The 23,119-nt window shown below is 30.4% G+C and carries 21 protein-coding genes, 1 tRNA gene and 1 other RNA gene; 8 read left to right on the top strand and 15 right to left on the bottom strand.

What is annotated here, in order from left to right; all coding sequences use genetic code 11:
• The first annotated feature begins 161 nt into the window (after positions 1-161).
• Both RXO53_RS00405 and RXO53_RS00400 read left to right on the top strand, forming a co-directional pair.
• Positions 162-2,546 carry a hypothetical protein gene (locus tag RXO53_RS00405; RefSeq protein ID WP_410712308.1) on the top strand — a complete coding sequence of 795 codons (2,385 nt, stop codon included), beginning with the start codon at positions 162-164 and terminating at the stop codon, positions 2,544-2,546.
• A gap of 294 nt (positions 2,547-2,840) precedes the next feature.
• Positions 2,841-3,014 carry a hypothetical protein gene (locus tag RXO53_RS00400; RefSeq protein WP_410712307.1) on the top strand — a complete coding sequence of 58 codons (174 nt, stop codon included), beginning with the start codon at positions 2,841-2,843 and terminating at the stop codon, positions 3,012-3,014.
• An 89-nt stretch (positions 3,015-3,103) separates the two neighbouring features.
• On the opposite strand, the gene RXO53_RS00395 is transcribed toward RXO53_RS00400, so the two are convergent.
• The 12 genes from RXO53_RS00395 to ffs form a co-directional block, all read right to left on the bottom strand.
• Positions 3,104-3,367 carry a TIGR00304 family membrane protein gene (locus tag RXO53_RS00395; protein ID WP_410712306.1) on the bottom strand — a complete coding sequence of 88 codons (264 nt, stop codon included), beginning with the start codon at positions 3,365-3,367 and terminating at the stop codon, positions 3,104-3,106.
• A 37-nt stretch (positions 3,368-3,404) separates the two neighbouring features.
• Complete coding sequence (locus tag RXO53_RS00390) at positions 3,405-3,791, bottom strand: Trm112 family protein (RefSeq protein ID WP_410712305.1); 387 nt, start codon at positions 3,789-3,791, stop codon at positions 3,405-3,407.
• Positions 3,792-3,796: 5 nt separating this feature from the next.
• Positions 3,797-5,167 carry a phosphoglucosamine mutase gene (gene glmM / locus RXO53_RS00385; RefSeq protein ID WP_410712304.1) on the bottom strand — a complete coding sequence of 457 codons (1,371 nt, stop codon included), beginning with the start codon at positions 5,165-5,167 and terminating at the stop codon, positions 3,797-3,799.
• Positions 5,168-5,213: 46 nt separating this feature from the next.
• Positions 5,214-5,867 carry a 16S rRNA methyltransferase gene (locus tag RXO53_RS00380; RefSeq protein ID WP_410712303.1) on the bottom strand — a complete coding sequence of 218 codons (654 nt, stop codon included), beginning with the start codon at positions 5,865-5,867 and terminating at the stop codon, positions 5,214-5,216.
• Entirely contained in the window at positions 5,855-6,745 is an 891-nt protein-coding gene (locus RXO53_RS00375; protein WP_410712302.1) for a hypothetical protein, read from the bottom strand. The genes RXO53_RS00380 and RXO53_RS00375 overlap by 13 nt, the downstream gene beginning before the upstream one ends.
• Before the next feature lie 71 nt (positions 6,746-6,816).
• Positions 6,817-7,872: a tRNA (guanine-N1)-methyltransferase gene (locus RXO53_RS00370; RefSeq protein WP_410712301.1), complete on the bottom strand. Its 1,056-nt coding sequence runs from the start codon at positions 7,870-7,872 to the stop codon at positions 6,817-6,819.
• Positions 7,873-7,874: 2 nt separating this feature from the next.
• Complete coding sequence (gene rnhB / locus RXO53_RS00365) at positions 7,875-8,561, bottom strand: ribonuclease HII (RefSeq protein ID WP_410712300.1); 687 nt, start codon at positions 8,559-8,561, stop codon at positions 7,875-7,877.
• Between the two features lie 74 nt (positions 8,562-8,635).
• Positions 8,636-9,076, bottom strand: a complete 441-nt coding sequence (locus RXO53_RS00360; protein ID WP_410712299.1) for a metal-sulfur cluster assembly factor — start codon at positions 9,074-9,076, stop codon at positions 8,636-8,638.
• A gap of 227 nt (positions 9,077-9,303) precedes the next feature.
• The gene (locus RXO53_RS00355) at positions 9,304-10,113 is read right to left on the bottom strand and encodes a nicotinamide mononucleotide deamidase-related protein (RefSeq protein ID WP_410712298.1); all 810 of its coding nucleotides are present in this window, start codon (positions 10,111-10,113) and stop codon (positions 9,304-9,306) included.
• Between the two features lie 89 nt (positions 10,114-10,202).
• Positions 10,203-10,276: transfer RNA gene (locus tag RXO53_RS00350), tRNA-Ala, on the bottom strand.
• A gap of 43 nt (positions 10,277-10,319) precedes the next feature.
• Entirely contained in the window at positions 10,320-11,744 is a 1,425-nt protein-coding gene (locus tag RXO53_RS00345) for an MFS transporter (RefSeq protein ID WP_410712297.1), read from the bottom strand.
• Between the two features lie 129 nt (positions 11,745-11,873).
• Positions 11,874-12,179, bottom strand: an RNA gene (gene ffs / locus RXO53_RS00340) — signal recognition particle sRNA.
• Positions 12,180-12,279: 100 nt separating this feature from the next.
• On the opposite strand from ffs, the gene RXO53_RS00335 reads away from it, so the two are divergent.
• Genes RXO53_RS00335 through RXO53_RS00315 form a run of 5 tightly spaced genes read left to right on the top strand, consistent with a single transcriptional unit; the run spans position 12,280 to position 16,684 of the window.
• Positions 12,280-13,131: an ABC transporter ATP-binding protein gene (locus tag RXO53_RS00335; protein ID WP_410712326.1), complete on the top strand. Its 852-nt coding sequence runs from the start codon at positions 12,280-12,282 to the stop codon at positions 13,129-13,131.
• Entirely contained in the window at positions 13,118-13,852 is a 735-nt protein-coding gene (locus RXO53_RS00330) for an ABC transporter permease (protein WP_410712296.1), read from the top strand. Before RXO53_RS00335 ends, RXO53_RS00330 begins: the two co-directional genes overlap by 14 nt.
• Before the next feature lies 1 nt (position 13,853).
• Positions 13,854-14,612, top strand: a complete 759-nt coding sequence (locus RXO53_RS00325; RefSeq protein WP_410712295.1) for a class II glutamine amidotransferase — start codon at positions 13,854-13,856, stop codon at positions 14,610-14,612.
• Positions 14,613-14,653: 41 nt separating this feature from the next.
• The gene (locus RXO53_RS00320) at positions 14,654-15,847 is read left to right on the top strand and encodes an MFS transporter (RefSeq protein ID WP_410712294.1); all 1,194 of its coding nucleotides are present in this window, start codon (positions 14,654-14,656) and stop codon (positions 15,845-15,847) included.
• A gap of 39 nt (positions 15,848-15,886) precedes the next feature.
• Complete coding sequence (locus RXO53_RS00315; RefSeq protein WP_410712293.1) at positions 15,887-16,684, top strand: inositol monophosphatase family protein; 798 nt, start codon at positions 15,887-15,889, stop codon at positions 16,682-16,684.
• Here RXO53_RS00315 and RXO53_RS00310 read toward each other — a convergent pair.
• A complete protein-coding gene (locus RXO53_RS00310; RefSeq protein WP_410712292.1) occupies positions 16,681-17,757 on the bottom strand; it encodes a pelota family protein in 1,077 nt (358 codons plus the stop codon). The genes RXO53_RS00315 and RXO53_RS00310 overlap by 4 nt on opposite strands.
• A 125-nt stretch (positions 17,758-17,882) precedes the next feature.
• Between RXO53_RS00310 and RXO53_RS00305 the strand changes: the two genes are divergently transcribed.
• A complete protein-coding gene (locus RXO53_RS00305) occupies positions 17,883-18,551 on the top strand; it encodes a V-type ATP synthase subunit D (protein ID WP_410712291.1) in 669 nt (222 codons plus the stop codon).
• On the opposite strand, the gene RXO53_RS00300 is transcribed toward RXO53_RS00305, so the two are convergent.
• Both RXO53_RS00300 and RXO53_RS00295 read right to left on the bottom strand, forming a co-directional pair.
• Positions 18,529-18,780, bottom strand: a complete 252-nt coding sequence (locus tag RXO53_RS00300) for a hypothetical protein (RefSeq protein WP_410712290.1) — start codon at positions 18,778-18,780, stop codon at positions 18,529-18,531. The two genes, RXO53_RS00305 and RXO53_RS00300, sit on opposite strands and share 23 nt — an antisense overlap.
• A gap of 77 nt (positions 18,781-18,857) precedes the next feature.
• Entirely contained in the window at positions 18,858-23,063 is a 4,206-nt protein-coding gene (locus RXO53_RS00295) for a DEAD/DEAH box helicase (protein ID WP_410712289.1), read from the bottom strand.
• Between the last annotated feature and the right edge of the window lie 56 nt (positions 23,064-23,119).

Raw genomic sequence — 23,119 nt, 5'->3', positions numbered from 1 at the left:
AAAGTTTTTAAGTGCGACAAATAAAAAATATTGAATACAATTTTGTGTTTTAACATTTTATTTTAAAATTTTTTATATAAGCTAGTTTAATTATTTACTGATTATGTAATTATTTTAAAAAATTTATTAATTTATGCTTTGTTTTTATAAAGAGGATTAAAATGGCAAGCAAAGTTAAAAACATCTTGCTATCCAAAATGCTGCAATCTATATTGATATATGTAATGTTAGTTATATTGGTAGGATTTGCAATATACATAAGGTTATTACCTGCAATAAATTATGGACTGAAGTATTTAAATGAAGCAGACCCTTGGGAAAGATATTGGCTATCAGTATATTTTTTTAATCATAATTTATTAGGTTTTTCTGGTTTGGAGCATGTCAATACATGGTGGTATCCTTGGGGTAGAAACTTTTTAAAAACCGAATATCTTGGAATGTCTTGGTTAGCAGCATTTATTGCAAAAATCACAGGGTTAAATGAAAACTATTTAACTAATATTTTAGGCCTGCTTCCAGTTGCCTTTTCAATAATAGCAATATTTGGAACATTCTTCTTAATATATAAAATAACTGGTTCAAAGTTAGCAGGTTTAGCCTCTTCATCTGTTATAGCTCTTTATCCAGTAATATTATTTGATCAAACTTTTGCTAACTTCCCAGGTAAACGTATCTTTGGATTTGCATTAATATCATGGTTTTTATACCTTTTTAGTTTATCGCTTAGTGAGAATAAAAGAAATAAAGTCTTTATATATTCATTTTTTGCCGGATTTGTGGGAGGATTAGTTTCATGGTTTTGGGGTGGGTACGAATATGTTGCATTAATCATTTCAATTTATATATTAATAGAGCCTTTCTTTATTAAACCGAATAGAAATAGTCTTTACAATTATTTATTTATAATTTTGGGTTATTCTTTATCAGTTTTTTCATCTCCAACAGCAGGGATTAGTTTCTATACGCATAGTATTGGTTTAGGATTATTAGGTGTTGTCATTGTATATTTAATAGAAGAAGAGATCGGCAGATTAAATTTATTGAATAAAATAGGTATAAAGAAAAACTTTGATGTAAAAATGCATATATGGTTTCTTATAGTTATATTTGGATTATTATTATCTTTAGTTGTAACAGGCTTTATTTCTTTACCAAGCAGGGTATTATTAGCATTAGGAATTACTCCAATGAAAAGCGTTATATCTTTAACGGTTGCAGAATATCAATCTGTATCTATTAGCGAAGCGATGGCTGATTATGGAGTTCTTTTCATAATTTCAATAATAGGCTTGATTGCGGAAATATATAATATATATTTAAGAAAGAATGTTTCAAAAATAGAAATACTTAAATTATCATTGTTTATTTATGGTTTTATATTTATGTATGCAAGCATTAATGAGGCATACTTTTTATCTTCTGCTGCATTTTTCTTAACCCTATCCTCAGGAGTCACTATAGGAACTTTTATGAGTTTTAAGACTTATGAATATAATAAGAAAACTAAAAAGACTGTAGAAAAGCAAAATTATGGTGGTATAGCGGCAGGTGTAATTTTATCCATTGTTATTTTGGGTATGGCAATTAGTTATGCTAAACCAGATTACAATACATTAAATTTAATGGCACCTGATATTGAAACTGGATACCTTGGCCCAATTTCTGTGCCAACATCTAATGGGGGATATAAAACCATTGCACCTATAAATGATGCATGGCTTAACGCTTTGGGTTATATTAAAAATGACACAAATAAAAGTGCAGTAATAGTCTCTTGGTGGGACTATGGTTATTGGATCGGTGTTTTAGGGAATAGAACAACAGTTGTTGATGGATCAACTATTAATGGGACACAAATAGAAATAGTAGCAAATGTATTAACTTCTCCAATAAATCAAAGCCTAGGATATTTAACTTTGCTTAATGTACCAAAAAATAATACTTATTTAGTGGTTTATGATGTTTTCTTAGGTATCTATAGTAACTCTACGAATTCCGTTATTATGATACCCTACCCTACAATATATTCTATCAATCCAAATGCTGGGATTTATGGAGTTACCTATGGATTGGGGGACATAGCTAAATCTTATCAAATGCTTAGAATATCGGAAAGGGTTAACCCTATATATGGAAATCCATTAACCTCTATTTATTCATCTTTTTCTACATATGGTAATTATGTTTATTATCAATTCCCTGCTTTTTATGGATCTCCTTTAAAAAATGTTACAAATACATTAGAAACAACCATATATAACCTGATGTTTTATGGTATAAGTACATTAAATAAATATGGTGATTTTGGTTCTGGGGCCAAATTCATTGGGAACGCAACGTCGTTTACTCCAGCTGCTATTAGCTATATTGATCCGGTAAATGGAAATATTGCATTTCAACCTATTTCAGTTCCTAATCCAACTCAATACTATCAACCAATTAAAATATTCGTTTCAATACCATATTCCTGGTCAATTCAAAATAATGGTCAGAAATATTTTTATGCAATAGTTGTATTTTTGTATAAAGCAAACTTAGTTTAATTTTATTAGGGTTTTGCTGATTAAAACAATTGATTTTTAATTCATTTTTGATGATTTTATTAGCTTAGTTTAAATTAGAACATAATATTTTTATTTTACCTTGTTATATTAAATAGTTTATTATTATAGGTTCTTGCATTCTCTATCTATGCTACTTTAGTTTTAGTTAAAATTCTTAAAAAGTTAAAAATTTTAATGATAGATTATTTAAATTGGTAAATTAAATATAGCATAAAGCAAAGCATAAATTTTCGTATATTACTATACTTAGATAGAAGATTAAGGTGGTATTTGATGTCACTGATTAATGAAAGTAAAGAAAAATTAGAAAAAGAATACATTAAAGAGCTTGAAAATAAATATAATGAAAGTAAAGAAAAATTAGAAAAAGAATACAGAAAGAGATTAGATGAATTAAAAAGTAAATATGATTTATTGGTACAAGAGTTTGAAAAAAGGTTATCTTAGTAATTTTAATAATATTGATAAGAAGCTTTAAGTGGGGAAGTTTAATACCTTTAATTTTGTATTTTAATATGCTATTAACTGATAATAAATTATTTTAAAATAATCCCTTTTCCAACTAACATGAAAGCTATAGCTATTATCATAAGTACAATAGCTAAAGCTATTGCAATTGTTGCAGCTTTCCAAGAATTTCCAAAAATAATTGGAATCGGGCCTATCATTATTACACCACCTACTTCAGTTTTTTGATTGCTTTGTTGACTTGATGAATATATTGCTCCAACAAATATTATTATAAATCCTATCATTATTATTATAAATCCTATTGTTAGCCATGTGCTAAAGCCTGGCATTTACATCACCAATTATTCTATATTTTTACAAAAGCTTTTATTTTTCATTTATATTCGGTATTTTCATTAGACTTTTAATATCAGAAGGGATCTTATTTAAATATTTCTTTAAGAATTCAACGTCTTCATGGTATTTTCTATATTTATCGTTCAGCATTCTCGGTATTCCATCTATAATCGGATACCATCTTCCACAGTTCTTGCATATAATTACGCCGTCTATTACATCAAGATTTATGCACTTTTTACAAACATCTAATGATACTTCACCTGCAGGCTTTCTTTGATACGAACATTTTTCTTTGCACTTTATCCTCTCCGCATCTAAATTGACTTTATCTTCTTTTACATCAAGTTCGTAAAGTTCCAAATTATCGCTTTTACATTCTGGGCATGCTAATAACTCAAAAAAATAATATCTCATTTATTTCACCTTATGCACTTTTCTTTTATATGCCTTATAGTTTCATTAACTATTTCTTCTATTTTCTTTGGACTTTTTGCTTCACCAAATATTCTAAGTAAAGGTTCTGTACCGCTTGGTCTTACTAATAGCCAAAAATCATCACCAAAAACTTTTACTCCATCAATTGTTAAAATTTTATAAGATGAATATTTTTCTTTGACAGCCTCGACTCCGCATAAAGCCTGCTCTTTGTTTACAACTATTTTAGTCTTAATAGGATAATATTGAGGTAGTTTATCGTAAAGGCTTGCTAAGCTTTCATTATTTTCTGATAGCATGTATAGAGTTAAAGCAATCGTCATTGCTCCATCTCTAACAATGTGGTGGGGTACATGCATATATCCTCCGTTGTCTTCAAACCCGCTTATTGCATCTTTTCTTTTAGTTATTTCTCTTGCGATTGTGACGCTTCCAACAGGTGTCCAATTTACTTCAATTCCCTTTGGCCTCAAATATTCTTCAACTAAATTGCTGCTAGAAATAGATGTATATGTTTTTTTGTTATAGTTTCTCCATATTTTTGTTGAAAATTCGGTCAGCAATGCACCTGTTCTATCCCCCCATTGAATTCTTCCATTGTTATCCATTATCATCGCTCTATCGGCATCGCCATCATGCGCGAAACCGGCATCGGCTCCGACTAAAGTTATATAGCTCATAGTATTTTTTAAGGTATCGGCATTAGGTTCCGGGTTTCTTCCGGGAAAATATGGATCTAAATTACAATTTACTGTATATGCCTTAACTCCTAGCTTTCTTAATAATAAAGGAGCGGTTAGTGAACCTACGCTATTTGCACAATCGACGACAACTTTAAAGCCTTTTTTAGCGATTTTTTCTGCATCGACTTGGCTTAATACAGCATCTATGTAAATATCAATAATATTTTCTTTTGTTTTAACTTCATTATCATATGATCTCCATTCCATTTTAGATAAATAATTATTAAAGTAATAGTTTTCTATTATATCCTCGTTTTCATGAGGGATTTCTATACCATCTGCTGAAATAACCTTTATTCCGTTATACTCTGGTGGGTTGTGACTTGCAGTAATCATTACTCCACCATCAAAGCCAAGAGATTTTATACCAAATTGCAATGCCGGTGTAGGTAAAAGACCTGCATCATATACTTTTATACCCTCTGCTAACAGACCAGAGGTTAATGATCTTAATATCATATCCCCTCCAAGCCTAACATCTCTACCTATAAGTAATCTTGAACCTTTTCCAAAATATGCACCAATAGCGTGGCCCATTTTTAGTGAAAACTCTGGCGTGATTAGATCGCCAATTATGCCTCTAACACCATCAGTTCCGAAAAGCTTAGCCATATTGCGTCCCCGTATTAATATTTGTTCTTAGGTTAATTTATTTTCTTTAAAAATTCACCATTTCCATTAATTTTGATGATATTAAACATGTTACATCCCATGTTTTTAATTTTAATCCATTATATAATCTAACCTTTTTATAAGCAGCTTTGCTAATATTTTCTCTGAAGTCTCCATGAGCAAATGCGCCTATACCTATTGTTAAACCTTCTTTTAAAGCAAAGTTTATTAGCTCATTTATGCTGAAATCTTCTCCATCTTCACTTAGTAACAAAATTTTTCTGTTCTTAATAAATTCTTCTAAGCTCTTTGACTCTAAAAAAATTAATGGGTCTTCAGAATCAGGAGGTACACTGTTATACTTTAAGAGTTGTGCCATCAACCCCTTAAATCTATCGTAATTTTTAGGTATCCTTATTTTATTGTTAAATTTGAAGACCCTGTTATCGTAGACATGCATGTAAACATCTACATACCCATTTAATACAAAGGGCTTTTCTAAAATATTTAATAAGGAATGATGTATTATATCTGGCCTTCCCCTTTTTAAAAAATCTTTTAATTTTACCATGCTTTTGTAATGTAGGCTTATATCTAAAATTATATCATCTCTTTTAATTTTTTTATAAAATTTTTTGCTAATTTCTTTGGGAGCAATTTCTAATGAACTTTCCAAGAATAATATATCTATTTTCCCCAAAGTTCTTTCCTCCTTGCTTCCAATTGCTGTATCTCATATCCCATAAATTCAGCAGCTGTTAATAATGAAACGCCATTTTCTTTAGCAAGCCTATAGTGATCTTTTAATATTTCTTTATAATTAATATCTCTCAGTATATGGTGATCTACAACAATTTTATTTGCAACTTTATTTTCTATAACTTTTTTCAAGTTATCCAACCCTTTCTCTACAGACTTTTGGGAAACTTTATATCCAGCAAAATATGTTGGAGGGCCACTTAATATTAATAATTCAGCTCCCTTCCATTCAATTAACTTTTCCAAAGCCTCTTCATTACCAGGACCTTGAATATCACTTCCGTAGATTATAGATTTATTGTTGCAAATAATTCTTAACATAACAAGCTTTCCGACTTTTGTTTTCTCTTCACCATGCCACAATGCCTTTGAAAATTCTAGTACAACATTATCAATATTGTATGAATTCCCATCAGCTATGTTAATTTCTGCATTTTCTTCTACTTTATTTTCTTTTAGGAAAATTTTAGCTCTAAACGATTGGCTTCTATTAATATTTTTGTTTGGATCTTTTATAAATAATCTTTTTCCATAATAGAGATAGGGTTTGTCTCTAATATAATGATCGTAATGATAATGAGTAATTATTATAATATCTGATATTTTAATATGATCTTCTATTTGCTTTAGCGTTTCATTTAATTTTTTTATTTCTATTTCATGAGGTGGGAGGCCAAATCTTCTTGGTGCCAAAGATGCACCTAGATCTATTCCTATATTTTTTTCGCAAACGTTGACAAAAGTAGCTAAAGATCTGACTCCGAGGCTATCGGAACCTATTATAGAAACCTTAAATTCATTTAAGTCAACACTTCTCAATTTAATTCCCTATATAATATTGAATTCATAATTAAAAATTTATATATGAAAGTTTTTATTAATAATAAGAATTAATCTCTAATTTCTACGTGAGCCCTTCTAGCAGCTTCTAAATACTCATCGTAATTCAGCGGTAACCAACTTTTTAGTTTATTAAAGTCTTCTTTTGTTACAAACTTGACTCCACCTTCATCTTTAGCATCCTTAATTATCTCTCTGTAAGCCCTTGATACCCTATCTTTTTTGGTCATTGTAGAAATTATTGCTTTGGTTATATCACCATTATATAAATACCTTGATTTTAATAAAATTTCTATTATCCTGTTAATTCTTTCAGGTACACCAATAACAGAACCTTTTAATTCAAGTCTTCTAGGAATTCCCCAAGGAACTAGACTATCGAGCATGCGGCTCATTCCAGGTCTAGGAATTTTATCAACAATTCCTCCTATAAGAAAAGCATCGGCAGTTAAAACATCTTCTGGTTTTAATGCATTAGGTGCATCAGGTCTAAGTATTATTACCTTATCTGCATCGAATCCCCATAATATTTCACTTGGCCTTGCGTTTGATATTGATACCTTGTTATAACCTAAAACCTCTAAAATCCACTTGCTTGTTTCTTCATCAGTTCCTGTAATAGCCAGATGAGAATCCCATAAATATTCTCTTAAAACCGATAAACTTATACCTATTTGAAGTCTTAACTTAGCCAATTCTTCTGGTGTATGTATGAACTTCATACTCAGGTCTATTACAAATAATGGCAATGGAGGTTGAGGTAAAAAGTCGAGAAGAGACCTCCATGATAATGACTTCATGTTTGGATTAACCTTTCTGCTTATAATTACATCGGCCTTTTCTTGACCATTTGAATAGAGAACAATTTTTTTAGTGCCTTTCCATTCTTGAGAAAAAACTTCTTTTCCATGATAGCTTTCATCCTCTATAAATGAATATTCCCTAACCAGGGTTTCTGTGGCAAGGTATTGAAAACCAATTTTTGTTAATCTATCAAGTTCTAGCCATTCCCTTGAGCCTATTTTTGAATAACCGTAGTTATCCATAAATTTAAGAAGCGCTTCAAATGGTCTATTGCCTATAGATTGTTTGCTCGTTTTATCCACCTCTATTTCATAAATTCCTGCAGAGATTTTGAAGTTCTTTTACTTTTCTTAATATAGAATTCAGTGCCTTTTAGCGTTTCCCATGAGTACCTTATATATTCTGGTTTCTTTCCTTTTTTCAATTCTGAAAGAACATAATTAACTGTTTCTTGATCTGAAGGATACCCGCTTCCTTTAACTCCATACATTTTTCTTAGAATCTCTAATCTTTTATCTCTAATTACCTTTGCTATTATGCTTGCTGCAGAAACAACTAAGTAGTTAACATCTGCCTTTGGTTCAACAATTAAATTCCCCTTAAATCCTAATTGTTTTAATTTTACGTGTAATATCCTTAAGTTCCCGAATTTATCTATTATTATTGAACTTATATTGCTTAAATTTCCAATCTGTTTTTTTAAATTTAAGATGTTTTGTAAAGCAGCCTTTTCCTCCAAAATGTTTATGTTGCTTTTGTCTAAATCAACAGGTTTTATAGGTATAACAGAAAATTTTCCATTCTTTATTAAAATTTCATAAAGAAACTCTCTTTGATTTGGAGTTAACATTTTACTATCTTTAACACCAATCTCTTTAAGGAAATTCAAATTATTTTCCATTATAGCATAAGATCCTACTATTAATTCTCCAACAAGACTACCCCTACCTGCCTCATCTATTCCAATAATCCAATTGTTTTTAATAGACATTCTTTGCCCCAATAATTTTTATTGTCAAAAAATTTTATATGTATAGTTTATTTTACTTTTTATAATTAAAACAACTATGATTGGTTAGCTTGTTGAGCATATTGAGTATTTTTCTTCCATTCTTCAACAACATCATATCCATATACTTCTTTTAATAATTCTCTACCTTCTTCGCTTACCATATCAGGATTCCATGGAGGCTCAAAAGTTACCTCTATGTCTACATTATCATCAACATCTGGTATTCTGTCCTTTATAGCCTCTTCAACATATGCTAGTATAGAACCTGTAACTGGGCAGCCTATTGCTGTTAAAGTCATAACAATGGTTATCTTTGGCCTGTTATCAACATATTTTGCTTCTATTTGATAAACTAAACCTAAATCATACACGTTAACTGGAATTTCTGGGTCATAGACCTCTTTTAATGCATCTTCAACTTTTCTTATTAGTTCTTCATCACCTGAAACTTCTAAATTTGGTGGTCTTTTGCTTGATTTTATCTGCTCTGACATATTTATTACCCTTTTTATTTATATTAAGGAGAGTTAAAAATTAAAGTTAATATTTGGCTCAGATTTTATTTTTATAAATTTTATAAATTATGTAAAATGATATATATGGGGAAGCTATCATCGTAGAAACTCCCAACCAAAATAATGCTTTATTATCATAATATCTGTTTAAAATAATTAGCGATACCCCAAAGAGTGCTATAACAAAAGTCAATATTATTTGCTGATTAACAATACTCCTCAGATATTTTTCCTTTAAGTTTCTCTGCTTGTTCTTTTGCAATTTTTAAAGCACTCTCCGCCTTTTCTCTTGCTTTATTTTCCTCTTTATCTGATGCAAGTACCTTTATTTCTAATATAGGGCCACCCACTTCTATTCCTTTGGGATGGCTTTTTATATATAAGTTTGAAAATTTTTTATCTATTTGCTCTAATATTGGAGCTATTGAGGACTCAGGTACGCCCTCAACTTTAAATCCACACTCAACAACAGATATAGGCGGAGTTATCTTTTTGATTTTTTCAATTAATTCTTCTTCGAATATGGCTTCCATCTCCTTAGGCACTCCTGGTAGAGAAATTAAAATTTTCCCATCTAATTCTAGGAATGAACCTGGTGCAGTGCCTACAGAGTTTTTCAATGGTATTGCGCCCTCAGGCAAATACGCCATTTTTTCTCTTTCTTTTGTCATAGGCAAATTACCTTTTGAAAATTTTGCTGATATCATTTTTAATGCATCTTTATTTAGGACCAGCTTTCTTTTAACAGCTTTAGCAACTGCCTCAAGAGTTTTGTCATCGTAGGTTGGACCTAGTCCACCGGTTGTTATAATGATATTTGAATATTTCAAACCTCTATCTATTTCTTCTACAATATCATCTATTATATCTGGTACTGTAATTATTCTAGTTACCGTAACTCCTAAAAAAGTAAGCCGCTTAGCTATCCAAGATGCATTTGTATTAACTATTCTACCTATTAATAGTTCATTTCCCACAGATAAAATCCAGGCTTTCACATTGCTATTTATTGACATATGATCCCCTTATAGTTATAATAATAGTGTTTGCTTATATTTTTTTAGAAATTTATTATGGAAAAATACTAAAAGCCAGACCGGTCAAATGGACCGGCCGGGATTTGAACCCGGGGCCTCTCGGATGCCAACCGAGCGCTCTTCCAGTCTGAGCTACCGGCCCTCAAGTTACATTTTACAAAGAGGGTTTTATAAATATAAGCATTTTATTTAAATACTTTTTTGTTCCTTAATGCTGAAAGAATAGCACCAATGCCTATAATTATAGATGATATTAAATAAAGTCTCTTAAGTCCTATTAAAAACAATTCTGATGATATTTCAAAGTTCGATGTTTCTAATCCAGTAAATATTGAAGATAGAACGCTGTGTGATATAAAAGAAGACAATATTAAGCTTGCAACAGTAAGGCTTAGAGATTGTCCTAAGAATCTCATCATATTTAATGTTCCTGAGGCGACTCCTAGTTTATCTTTACTTACTGATCCCATTACTGCATTTGTATTTGGAGATGAGAAAAGACCCATGCCTATTCCTATAGTAATCATTCTCAATGATATATCTATAAGGCTTGCCTTAGTTCCTAATGGTATTAAAAGTAACAAGCCAATCATAATTAGTATCATTCCAAGTGTAGCCAATAACCTTGATCCGATTTTGTCTGATAGCCAACCGCTTATAGGAGAAACTATTACCATAGATATAGATAATGATATTAAAGGTAAGCTCGTTAAAAAAGGTGAAAAGTTTAGTATTCTTTGCATGTAAAAAGACATGAAGAAAGATAAGTAGAAATAGCCGGTATAATTTAATAATGCTGCTAAATTGCCTGCAGTGAACATAATATTATTTTTCAATAATCCAACATCTAATATTGCTGTTTCCTTATTTCGGTTTTCATAAACAATAAATAAACTAAAAAGTATCAGTCCTATTAATGATATTAATATAGAAATGGAGTTCCACCCAATAAAGGAACCGTATGTTATGCCATAGACGATGCTAAGCAATCCTAGTATCAATAATATTGATCCTTTATAGTCAATTTTAGCATTTGATCTTATTTTGGATTCTTTTAGATAAATTATTGATAAAATATAACCGATTAAAGATATTGGAACTGTAATAAAAAATATGTATCTCCACGTTGTTATGCTAACTATTAGTCCACCAATAACAGGACCTACAGTAGTACCTAAGTAAACTGAAAAAGACCATATACCAAATGCTCTTCCTCTCATGTTAGCAGGATAAGTTTCAGTTATTATTGCTCCACCAACAGATAATATAAATGCTGCCCCTATTCCTTGTATTATTCTCCAAAAATCGAGCTCTATACCATTAAATGATAAACCACTCATTATAGTTCCTATAGTAAAAATTAAATATCCGTTCGTGAATAAAGTTTTTCTTCCTTTTATATCGGAAACCCTTCCTAGGGGTAATAATAAAACAGTTAAAGCTAATAGATATCCCAAGGGAACCCAAATCGTTTCGACATAACTCATATTTAGGTCTTTCGAAATAACTGGTAATGAAACGCTAACAATAGTGCTATCCAACGGAGTTAATATTGCAGCAAAAGATGTTATGAAAGATACAATATATAAATATCTCTTGTTTGTCTGCAAAATTATTCGCCTAATTATGTTTTTCAAATATATAGCTAATAAATTCAAATTTAAATATTTTGCAATAATGATTATTTTCGCTTTAAATATAACTTTTAATATAAAATAATTATTAATTAAAATTTAGCATGTGCGGCTTCTTGTTAAGTTACCAGATATGATAGGGGTTTTACTCCCCATAGCAAATCTTCTCCGCAAACCGTGAACGCTTGCATTCGGGCACAGGTTGCTCCCTTCCGGGCCTGGCCAGGTTCTCCCGATTATGGTTGTAGGTATCTGTCCTCCGACAGATCCCCAACCTATGCAAACTCCACGGCGCGGAGTTCATCTTGCTGTGGGGACCTCCTATCATGTCTGGTAACTTAACAAGATTACTGGTCCCGCATTGCGCCTTCGGAATTAAAGGGTGGCGAGCCCTTCAACCCTCCCCGCACGCTTTATATTTTTGCAACTTAATGGTAAAAAACTTATTTAATATTGCTTAAAAAATATATATTGTCAGAATAAATATTGATTGGGGGACACGTTGAGTAATATAATAGAGACAGAAAAGCTAACTAAAATCTATAGTAATGGTATAAAAGCATTAAACGAACTTGATTTAACCTTAAATTCTAGAATATCTTGTATTATAGGCAGAAATGGAGCAGGAAAGACAACACTTGTTAAAATCCTTTCAACTCAATTAAGGCAGACATCAGGAAAGGCAATGATTTTGGGTTATGATGTTATTAACGATAGACACAAGCTAAGAAAGATCATTTGCAGTATTCCGCAAGAAGTCAAACCGGCTGGAATTTCGTCACCTTTGGAGCACTTGGTTATGTATTTAACTGCGAGAGGTTTTTCAATAAAGGAATCATTTAATTTGGCTGAAATAGCTTTAAAAGAAATAGGGCTAGGAGATTTTATGGAAACTCCGACTGATGAATTATCAGGGGGAATGAAAAGAAAGATCTTTGTTGCAATGGCATTGGCTTCACAGGCTGAAGTTATATTTTTAGATGAACCTACAGTAGGATTAGATCCTATATCGAGGCTAGAGGTATGGGGTGCTATAAGACAACTTAAAGGAAACGTCATATTAACAACACATTATATGGAAGAAGCTCAAGCTCTTTGTGATCAAATAGCTATAATAGATAAAGGAAAAGCATTAAAAATTGGTAGCTTAAATGAATTACTTGAACCTTTAAAAGGAAAAGTTAGGATTGAAGGTATAGGAGAAATAAGTATAGGAGGTTTAAAAATTTCTTATGTGACCCCAGATGAAGCAAAAGAATTAATAAGCAAATCCAGCATAAACGGTGGAGTCAAAATTTCAGTTAAACCAGTAAGCTTAGAAGACGTTTTAATTTTAAGTGGTGTTAACATTGAAGAAAGTTAAATTTAACTGGAGGTTTGTTTTGGCATTTATTTGGTTTTATGGTTATTCATCCATAAAAAGGGGATTTTATTACGTTTTGTCATATTTAGCATTACCTCTTTCCCTTTTATTCTTTCTATATATCGTCAGTAAGGGACATTTAGTTCAATATGCAATACTGGGAGGTATAATTTCTATTATTACTGGAAATGCCCTAACTGCTATAGGAGATACATCATTTTTTAAATTAGAATTAAAATTGCAAGAGCTTTTAATAGCGGCAGATGTAACCCCAATAGAATACCTTCTTGGTATGGGGTTTGGAAATTTATTGTATTCGTTACCAGGACTGCTTTTATATATAGTCTTGGGATTTGTCTACAATTTATTTAATTTACTTTTTTTAGGATTAATAATATTAACATCAATAATTGTTATGATTGCAGCAACAAGCTTAGCTTATATGACAGGTAGTAGGGTGTCGCATATGAGAAACTCTTGGGGGGTTGGATCCTTTTTATCCGTTATATTAACTATGCTACCTCCCCTATATTACCCATATACATATTTACCAAAATACGCATTATTACCTCTTATGATATCTCCTGCAACTCCTGCATCAATTTTATTGCAAAAGTATATGATTAAAGGTAGTATGAGCTATTCGTTATTGTTAATATTGTTGCTTGAAACTTTAATATACTTATTTTTAGCACTTAAGATAGGAAAATGGGAGGAGTAGTATGTGCAGGCTTTTTGTTTCTAACTCAAATAAAAGCATGATAGAAAGCCTATATAAGTCGCTAGTTGAGGCATCAAATTACGATATTTTTAATGGGGGTAGAAAGCATGATACTGGATGGGGATATTTTATTGTAAATCCAGATATTTCATTGTATTATAAAACCAGCACTCCGATATTTAAAGATAAAGCGTTATTAAACTTAAGTGACAACTCAAAATACTATGCTATTTTTCATTCCAGGTTAGCTGCTGAAGGTCAACCTGTTAGAGGGTTTATAGATTCTCATCCTTATTTAATTCATACCTCTACAGGCCTAATTGCTTTAGCTCATAATGGTATTGTAGATAAAAATATAATATCTAAGGATGTTAATTTAAATCCAAAGCTTTATACTGACAGTGAAATACTAGGTTTCCTTGTATCTAAGTTTGATAAAGGCACAGAAAATATAGATAAAATTTTATATCAAGTTAATAAGTATATTAAAGATGTCGGAGCTTTTATTGGAACTTTTAATGTAATAGCAATTAAAATCGATAGATTCTATGATACTGTAAAAATTTCTTCTGCATGCATTTCAGATTATCCAGAAAAAGATGAAAACAATTATAAAAAGATGATATTAATTAAAAATAAAAATGGCTCTGCTGCCATGTCTTCTACTGTTGCTTATTATTATGGTCTTTTAGACAGCTTTGGAAAAATAACAAACAAAGATTCGATAATATGTGAAAAAGGTTTACCATATATAATATAAAATATTTATACATATTCCCAATAAATATACTCGGTGAAAAAATGTCAAATAATGTTGTCTCAAAAAATGACTATAGAAATTCGCTTACTTATTTAGGTACTATTAGAGTTATGAGAAGTGTTTCTGCAGGTATTGTATCAATAGTTTATCCGTATATCGCATTAAAATATCTTCATTTAAGTTTGTTAACTTTAGGTATAATATATGCTTCTGCAGGTTTAGCTACAGCATTATTTTCAATCGTGTTTGGATATTTGGCAGATTTAATGGGAAGAAGGCACAGCTTATTCTTGTCCTCAGTGTTATTAGTAATATCAATATTTGTTTTATTAATAAAAATAAATCTAGTTACGGCAGCAATTTCTGCAATTCTTGGAGGAATAAGCAATACTGGAGCTATGGCGGGTGGTGGTATTGGCGGCTCAACAGCTCCCGTACAAAATGCTTTGATTGCAGATTTTACTTCAAGAAAAAATAGGACTACTTTAATTTCAATATTTTCATTTTTTGCAAATATTGCTGCAGCTGGAGGAACTCTAATAGGTGGAATTTTTTCATATAGACTTGAGCTTGAAATAGCTCTATTATTTAGTATAATACCATTAATTTTTGTATATTTGATAAAAAGTCAACACATTAGAGCAAAATCAATTAAAATGAAATCAAGTAATGTGACTTTGAAATTTTCTATAACGGGATTATTAAATGGTTTATCTAATGGCATAATAGTTCCATTCCTGATACCAATATTTATTTCATTGTATGATGTTACTAGATCTCATATGGGTATTTATACAACAATAGCTTCTTTATTAGCTACTTTCTCTATGCTTCTAGCCCCAAAAATAGATAAGACAATAGGATTTTTAAAAAGTATATATATAACAAGAGGTTTAACTATACCATTAATGTTGGCATTTCCTTTTGTTAGAGTATTTCCAGTATCAATAGGAATATATATTGTTTTTCCTGCATTAAGAGTAATTGCGATACCAATACAACAATCTGCCATGCTATCTATGGTACCACCAGAAGAAAGGGGAAGGATATCAGGTATTAATCAAGGTTCAAGATTAGGATTCTCATCAATTGGGACTTTTATAGCGTCTCCTTTTATGGATGTTTCATTAATTTCAGTTCCATTTATATCTTATAGTGTAATCACAGCATTAAACATTTATATGTATAAAAGATTTTTTGGAGGAAAAAATGCGAACTCATATTTTGCAGAATAAAATTTAAATTGAAAAGCATTCTTAAAAATGGGAGTAAAAATGTATGACAATGAAGAATTAAGAAAATTAATAATAGATGTTGCATATCAGTCAGTTAAGTATTTAAGAAAAAATTTTTGTAACAAAGATGAAATTAAATTAATTAGAGGGGAAACTATAAAAGCAGATTTAGAATCAGAAAAAATTATTGCAGAGGCATTGAATAGTTATAATATAGATTATAAAATTGTTACTGAAGAATCTAATGTAATAGGTAATGGTAAATATACATTTGTTTTGGATCCGTTAGATGGAAGTATTAATTATGAAAATTGCATACCTTGGAGTTCAGTTTCATTGGCTGTAATACCTCCAAATAAGGATAACATAAGCAATTCAATAGCGGGAGTTGTATATCCTGTTTATTTTAATGGTGAACCTTTCTCCTATTCTAAAGGTAATGGCTGTTTTGAGGGAAATAATAGAGTTGAAATTAATAATAAAGAAGAATCAAAAATCTTATTCGCTTATTTAGAAAGAGAAGAAGAGGCTTTAAAGCTAGCTAATGTTTTAAAAAGAAAACCAGGTTTAAAAATAAGAAGTTTAGGAAGTTCTGCTTTAGAATTAATATATACAGGTATGGGTAGATCATATGCTTTTATTGATTTGAGAGGCAAGTTAAGAAACGTTGATGTAGCAGCTGCAATAGGGTTTATAAGAGAGTGTAAAGGATTTGTTGTAAATTCTGAAGGAAAAGATTCTGATGTTAATGCAAACAACGTTAGTGTAATTGGCAATGTAATCGCAACATCTAATAAGAATACTCTTGATTTTATTATAAACACAATTAACAGTTAATTACTATAATTTTTTAAACTATCCTTTGGAATTTTATATCTTAATATTGCTATAACTCCTCCAAAGTTAGATAACATAGGATAAACAATAGAGTCCTCTGTTACTATAATAACTTCAGCTCTAGTTTTTTCTGCATATTCAATAATTTTTTCAGCTATTAACCTTTCATTATCGTCTATGCTATAAATAAGTTTATCTAGAATTACAACCTTATCGATAGCGCCTAATTTTGCAGCATTATAGACTTCATTTAAAGTATATGCAATCATATCTCTGTCCTCTGATGCATACATCATAAACTCATCAAGAATTTCTTGCGACTTTATTGATGAAAATTCTTTTAAAACATCTATAATAGATTTCCTTCTTAAAACCTCATTAATACCGGCTATTCCTCCATTAGAAACGTTATCTATTATTATTTTTATATTTGTCATACTTTTTATCTTTTCCGATAGTTCATCTTTTAATTTTCCAGGACCAGCTATAATTAAAACATTTGCTTTTTCTTTAGATAAATAATTTATAATTCTGTTAGCTAAATCGTTAATCAATGAATCTATTTCATTTTCTCTATTTGGATCATCTTTTCCGCTTATGTATATGCTATTGCTTTCTATATTGTAGACACCAAGAGATGTTATAAGAGAAATAGCATATTCATCATAATCAATTGCAACTATTAACCCCCTACCTTTTGGACCGCTTGACTTTAATTTGTTTATAGTTTTTTCATCCCACTCTTCTTCCCTTTCCAATATTATTTGTTGACCTAAAGAAATATATGCAGATTGGTGCCTCCCTTTAACTCCAAATCTCTCCGGTCCTTCTTCTATAACTCCAAAAATTCTTAGTTTACCAGTTAAAGGTTGAAATTCGGTATTCTCTATTCTTAATTTTATGTCGATAGGTTTTCTTTCTTTACTTTTAGAGTTTTTTGTTGAAACGTCTCTTAATACTCTTGTATATATATAATCTCCTTTCCTTAGTATAAGCATTAAATTCCATAAATCTTCCTCGCTTTCTGGTGTTACTATTATTTGATTCTTTCCTTGTCCTATCTCTAGTTTCATAATTCCTCATTTTTTATGTTTTAATAAAAAGATTAATAGTTTTTTAAACAATATTATTTTATAATAATATAACAATTTTAAAAACTTAAATATATTTGCTGTATTAAATTACGGGGAGCTTAGAATTGAGTGTAGATCCACGCAGAACTTTACCAACAAAAATAAACTTAATAAGATTAAAAAGAGATTATGCAATGATAAAAAGAGTTAGAAAAGTTATGGATGAAAAAAGAGAAGTGTTACTGCATTACATTAGAAGTACTGCAGAAGATTATAATAAATATCAAAATGAAGTTTTTAAAAATACTGTAGATTTATTCACAACTTATTATAGAGGTCTGGTAAATGAAGGAATAGCTAAAGTAAATCTGTATTCGTCTTCAGTACCAGAAAGCTTTGTCTTGAAAACAGGTATGAGAGTTTTATATTCAGTTAGAACACCTACTTTCACACCTAAAATGGAAACTTTAGCAATCCCCTCCCTTCCTCCTGGAAGTTCGCCAGATTTAACAATATCTTATATAATGCTGAAAAACTTACTTCCATCGATACTTAATTTAGCCATGTACGAAGAAACGATATTAAGACTAATAGATGAACTCAAGGAAACTCAAAGGCTAATAAACGCTTTAGATTATGTTATACTGCCAAGCTATATTAAAACTATAAAGTACATAGCATCAGTCTTAGATGAGCGTATGAGGGAAGACTTTGTTAGGTTAAAGATACTTAAAAGAAAACGCGTTTTGCTAGAAGAAAAATCTAAAGTTGTTATGGAACAACAATACCGATAATTATTAACACTACTCCTAATGCTAACAATAATTTCAAAAATCCTGATGGCGTCAAATTCCACGTAGCTTTGAACGCCTTAGCTAGCATTATTATTACTCCTGCAACCACAAATGTTAACAGTATAGCTATTCCAGCGAAAGCTATGTAATAGCTAACACCATTTACTGATACGCCTGGTATGTGAGCTATAATTGATCCAAACACCTGCTGTAAAGCCTGAAGTGACATCTAAACCACCTTCACTATTTAACTATACAAAATATAAACTTAGAGGCTAATGCATAGTAATACTTACCTTAACTTTATTAAAACTTATAAAAATAAGAGGCTGCATATTTGTATTTGCTGAGGAAATCTATCATAGTTTCATTTCTACTATTCTTTTTGGCTATGATAACCAAGTATCCAAAATCCATCAATTTTTCTTCTTTTCCCTTATTAATGTAAGCTAATATCTTTTTATATGCCTGGTTAGAAAACCTTGGAGTTATGCCTGTCATTTTCCTATATTCCTTTTCAATTGATTCTAAAGAGTCATAGGAATTAATAGCAATGGTTACATTTTTTTCGCCAAAAGTTTTCTCCATGTCAATTATAGTTTGAGCTATTCTGTTTGCACAATCTTTTAAAGGATTACATTCAATAATATTGCCTAAATCTTTAATTTTTTTGTAGTCAAGCTTTTGTGCCTCTTTATTTAAATATTCATCAACCCTTTTTTTGATTAATGGATCTACGCTATTAGGGCCGTTTCTTGATCTTATTGCAATAGCCTCTTCTATGATTTTTTGCATTTCTTCAATTTTTTCTATTTCTCTATTTGAAAATCTAAGTACTTCATTAAATACCTCTTGGTCCAAAAATTTAGCTTGTCTCTTTTCTCCAGGTGATAATGTTATTAATGCTATTAAGTTTTTGTTGTAATCAGTTGTTATTGATTTTTCGCAGTAATCCTTTGATATTTTTCTTTCTTTGCCAAACGTAATTAATGCTTCATATTTACTATTAGTAACTTCACATAGGGTTGTCATAATATCTATAGGTTTAAGTTCATTGTTTATTTTTTCTAGCCCTCCCTTTGTTAAACAATAGCCTTTTTCTATGGGAACACACCATCCGTAAATTAATTCTATATCTTTTTTATTAGCTTCATATGCTTTTAACGGCCCTCTAACTAAAGAATAATCTAGTATTCCAGAGTTTCTTAATACATCTAAATACCTTACAGCAGCCCACTCATCATCTGTTAGTACATCTAACGGTATAGGTATTATTTCTACTTTACTTGCTTTCTCAGCTAATAAAGACCTGTATGCCAAAATTTTATTATATACTTTAAGAACTCCACTTGCTCTTATAGCTGATTTTTCAGCTAGAGACTTTCTTCTTATTATATCATTAGGATTGTAAAGGACAACGATTCTGGCCTCTTTTCCATCCCTTCCTGCTCTACCCGATTCTTGATAAAAATCCTCAACGCTTTCGCTAGGCATGCTATGTATTATCCATCTTATGTTAGGTATGTCTATTCCCATACCAAAGGCCTTTGTAACTACTGAAATTTTGGGTCCGCTAAATGTTTTTGATGATTCCGATAGGATCTTTTCTATTTCTCTTCTCTTCTTCTCATTTAATTTACCATGATAAAATAAAATATCTAGATTAAGTTCATCAGATAACCATTTTGATAGGTTTTCAGCATTGAACCACCATGCATTCTTGCTTTCTACATATGGAGCAAAAATTAAACCCAACCATGGTTCATTGAAACTGTTTGCAAATTCTATTAAGCTCTTTGCATTGCTTGCTAAAATTTTAACCCTATCCTCTCCTTTTTCTGGAACGGGTATTACATCAAATTTCAATTCGTCTCTTATTGTTGGTGCAATTAAAACTTTTGGCTTCCCGCTATACTCTATATTTAATGTTTCTTCTGTTTTCAACGAGATATAATGTATTTCTGCATCATTATGATCATATCCTAAGCTTTCCAATATATCATTTATTACATCTCTTGGGGCTGTAGCAGTTAATGCTATAATAGGTGGATATCCATTATTTCTAATTTTTTGCAATTTAGAGGCCATATAAAGATAACTAGGCCTAAAACTGAAACCCCATTTAGAAAGAGTATGAGCTTCATCTAAAACAATTAAAGATGGAGTACTTTTTTCAAATATGTCATCAATAATATCAGTTCCAAATCTTTCGGGCGTTATATATAAGAAGTCCAAATAACCGGCTTTTGTAGAATTTATAGCATCAATTCTTTTTGATATAGGTACACTAGAGTCTATGTATAGAGTTTTAAAACCCCTAGATTTAGCATTTTCGACCTGATCATGTATTAAAGCCTTTAATGGAGATACAATTAGGGCTGATCCTCCTAAACCTGAATCTTGCAGAGCTTTTGAAATTATTTGAAATATAGCACTTTTTCCTGCACCAGTTGGTAAAATAACTATTTCTATGGTGGGATTCCCGTTTTTGAGCATTTTAAAAAAGGTTGATATACTGGTTTCTTGGTAAGGTCTGGGCTTCGATTTCCAAAGTTTATTAAAATAAGAATTCACTTCCTCCAGAATATAATCATAATTTACATCTTTCTTTATGTTAACATATTGTTTAGGTTCTATAAGGTCAATAAAATCTTTGTTTTCATATAATGCTAAAGCCCTAGATACAGTTTTAGCTCCATATTTTGATGCAATTTCTAACGTCCTATATGTATAGAAGTCGTAATAGTTTTTGCCATCATAATTGACGTTATTTATTATTCTTTCAGGAAACATTAATACTATATCATTAGCCATAGATGATATTTCAGGAAACATTATGTTTTTCTCCCATGAAATAACACCGATATTATTATTAATGAACCATTCATTAGAATCGTTAATGTCACTTATATATATCCCATCTATTATATTACTAATTATTTTAGCTAAAGCATCATTAGGAGTAATGATAAGTTTTCTACCTTCATTCCCAAGTAATTTTAATGCTGATTCTGATGCTTTAATTGGATCTCTAATTTCATTCGATGTAGATAATACCTTAATTTTTGTTTTTGAAGGGCCTAATATATTTAATTTTTTTGAAATTTCTTGGTGTATAAAAGTTTCAGCAATTTTCTCTTTAGCTTTAATATTTAATTCTTCATTTATTTCGATTCCTCTTGGGTCATTAAATTTGTGTTCTTTTTTACATGGTATATTTGCTCCTATGTTTATCATTTCTTTTTCCCATATAGTTAAGCCATGCATAAATAAGCAATCTTCATTATTTTCCACACAATCTAACTTTATTTTATCAATTTTTTCCACACAATCTAGATCCCACGGTTCTATTTGATAAGGTTCATTGCTATTCAATTCTTTGTTCTCTGTTATGTTACCTATTATTAAATAAGGTAATGATTTATCAAGTTCATTCCCTCTTTTTATTACAGTAGCTTTTGCTATTTCTCCATGTCTTGCTCTTAAAGAAGCTATTGAGACACGCGCAGCATAATCCCATGAATTACCGGTTAACGGTAATTGTTTTAAAGTATAAGGCTTCCAAATAGGATATATAAGTCTAGGCTTATCTGTTACTATAAAATAGTTTTCTTCCATTTTTGGTATTTGAATATCTTTAATATATTCTGCATTCTTAACATCTTCCGGCATATTTTTCCATTCTATACCTAAGCTATCAATAATTTTTTTAGATATAAGAGATATGTAGTAAATTGCCTTAGCTGGAGTAGTTGAAAAAGGAATAAGCAAATGATAATATGCTGAAACTATAGATGTTTCAGAGTCAGGAAATGCTATTGAATAAAGATCCTTTGCATTAATCTTATTGTATGCATCTAGGCTTTTTCCACAATCGCCCCAGTATATAACCTTTGAAGGTTTAGCTGATGATAATAGCAGTTCAAGCCCTTCTCTTGGATCTCCAATTCTCCATTCAGATCCTTTAGGGGGTATTTCTATCTCATTATCATTTATAAACACATGAATTTTGTTTTTAGAGCAATATATTGAAACTAAATCGACTTTATTAGATAAAATTGAATCTTTACCTAGTTTTTTGGATGCCTCTTGCTCCCATTTTGTTATTCCTAAGGCTATCAATGCATTCCTAGATTCCATGAGTGCAGAAGATGAAATACTGCAGCCTTTGGATGATAGCATTATTACATCTTCATAAAGACCTAATTTGCTAAGATATAAAGATAAGCTTTCTGAATCCTTTGGACAATATTTAATGTTCCTTAAAATTCTACTAAGTCTTAGTATGTTTATGTTGTCTTTGTTTGCTAACAATAGTTGAGCATAGTCAGAATAATTATCTTTAGATGTTCTTACATACCATTCTATTAGGCTCAAATATAAATCTTTTAATATGTTATTAGGAATTTTTCTTTTTTGTAATAATATTTTTTTCGAATTATAATATAATATTATGGAAATCGTTGTTAATGCGATAAATATTGATGCAGCCATAATTAATATTATTTGCAACTTTTACACCAAAAGGTAATACTAGCGTTTTAAGTTTAAAAGGAGAAAATGTAATA

The sequence above is a fragment of the Caldisphaera sp. genome, from assembly GCF_046536515.1.
GTDB lineage: Archaea > Thermoproteota > Thermoprotei_A > Sulfolobales > Acidilobaceae > Caldisphaera.
The sequence above is the reverse complement of the archived record's forward strand: the minus strand, read 5'-3'. Positions and strand labels throughout refer to the sequence as shown.

What these genes read in the sequence shown, in the direction of transcription:
- RXO53_RS00405 (WP_410712308.1), top strand. Translation starts at nt 162, where the DNA reads ATGGCAAGCAAAGTTAAAAACATCTTGCTATCCAAAATGCTGCAATCT.
- RXO53_RS00400 (WP_410712307.1), top strand. Translation starts at nt 2,841, where the DNA reads ATGTCACTGATTAATGAAAGTAAAGAAAAATTAGAAAAAGAATACATT.
- RXO53_RS00395 (WP_410712306.1), bottom strand. Translation starts at nt 3,367, where the DNA reads ATGCCAGGCTTTAGCACATGGCTAACAATAGGATTTATAATAATAATG.
- RXO53_RS00390 (WP_410712305.1), bottom strand. Translation starts at nt 3,791, where the DNA reads ATGAGATATTATTTTTTTGAGTTATTAGCATGCCCAGAATGTAAAAGC.
- glmM (WP_410712304.1), bottom strand. Translation starts at nt 5,167, where the DNA reads ATGGCTAAGCTTTTCGGAACTGATGGTGTTAGAGGCATAATTGGCGAT.
- rnhB (WP_410712300.1), bottom strand. Translation starts at nt 8,561, where the DNA reads ATGTCTATTAAAAACAATTGGATTATTGGAATAGATGAGGCAGGTAGG.
- RXO53_RS00360 (WP_410712299.1), bottom strand. Translation starts at nt 9,076, where the DNA reads ATGTCAGAGCAGATAAAATCAAGCAAAAGACCACCAAATTTAGAAGTT.
- RXO53_RS00355 (WP_410712298.1), bottom strand. Translation starts at nt 10,113, where the DNA reads ATGTCAATAAATAGCAATGTGAAAGCCTGGATTTTATCTGTGGGAAAT.
- RXO53_RS00325 (WP_410712295.1), top strand. Translation starts at nt 13,854, where the DNA reads ATGTGCAGGCTTTTTGTTTCTAACTCAAATAAAAGCATGATAGAAAGC.
- RXO53_RS00320 (WP_410712294.1), top strand. Translation starts at nt 14,654, where the DNA reads ATGTCAAATAATGTTGTCTCAAAAAATGACTATAGAAATTCGCTTACT.
- RXO53_RS00315 (WP_410712293.1), top strand. Translation starts at nt 15,887, where the DNA reads ATGTATGACAATGAAGAATTAAGAAAATTAATAATAGATGTTGCATAT.
- RXO53_RS00310 (WP_410712292.1), bottom strand. Translation starts at nt 17,757, where the DNA reads ATGAAACTAGAGATAGGACAAGGAAAGAATCAAATAATAGTAACACCA.
- RXO53_RS00300 (WP_410712290.1), bottom strand. Translation starts at nt 18,780, where the DNA reads ATGTCACTTCAGGCTTTACAGCAGGTGTTTGGATCAATTATAGCTCAC.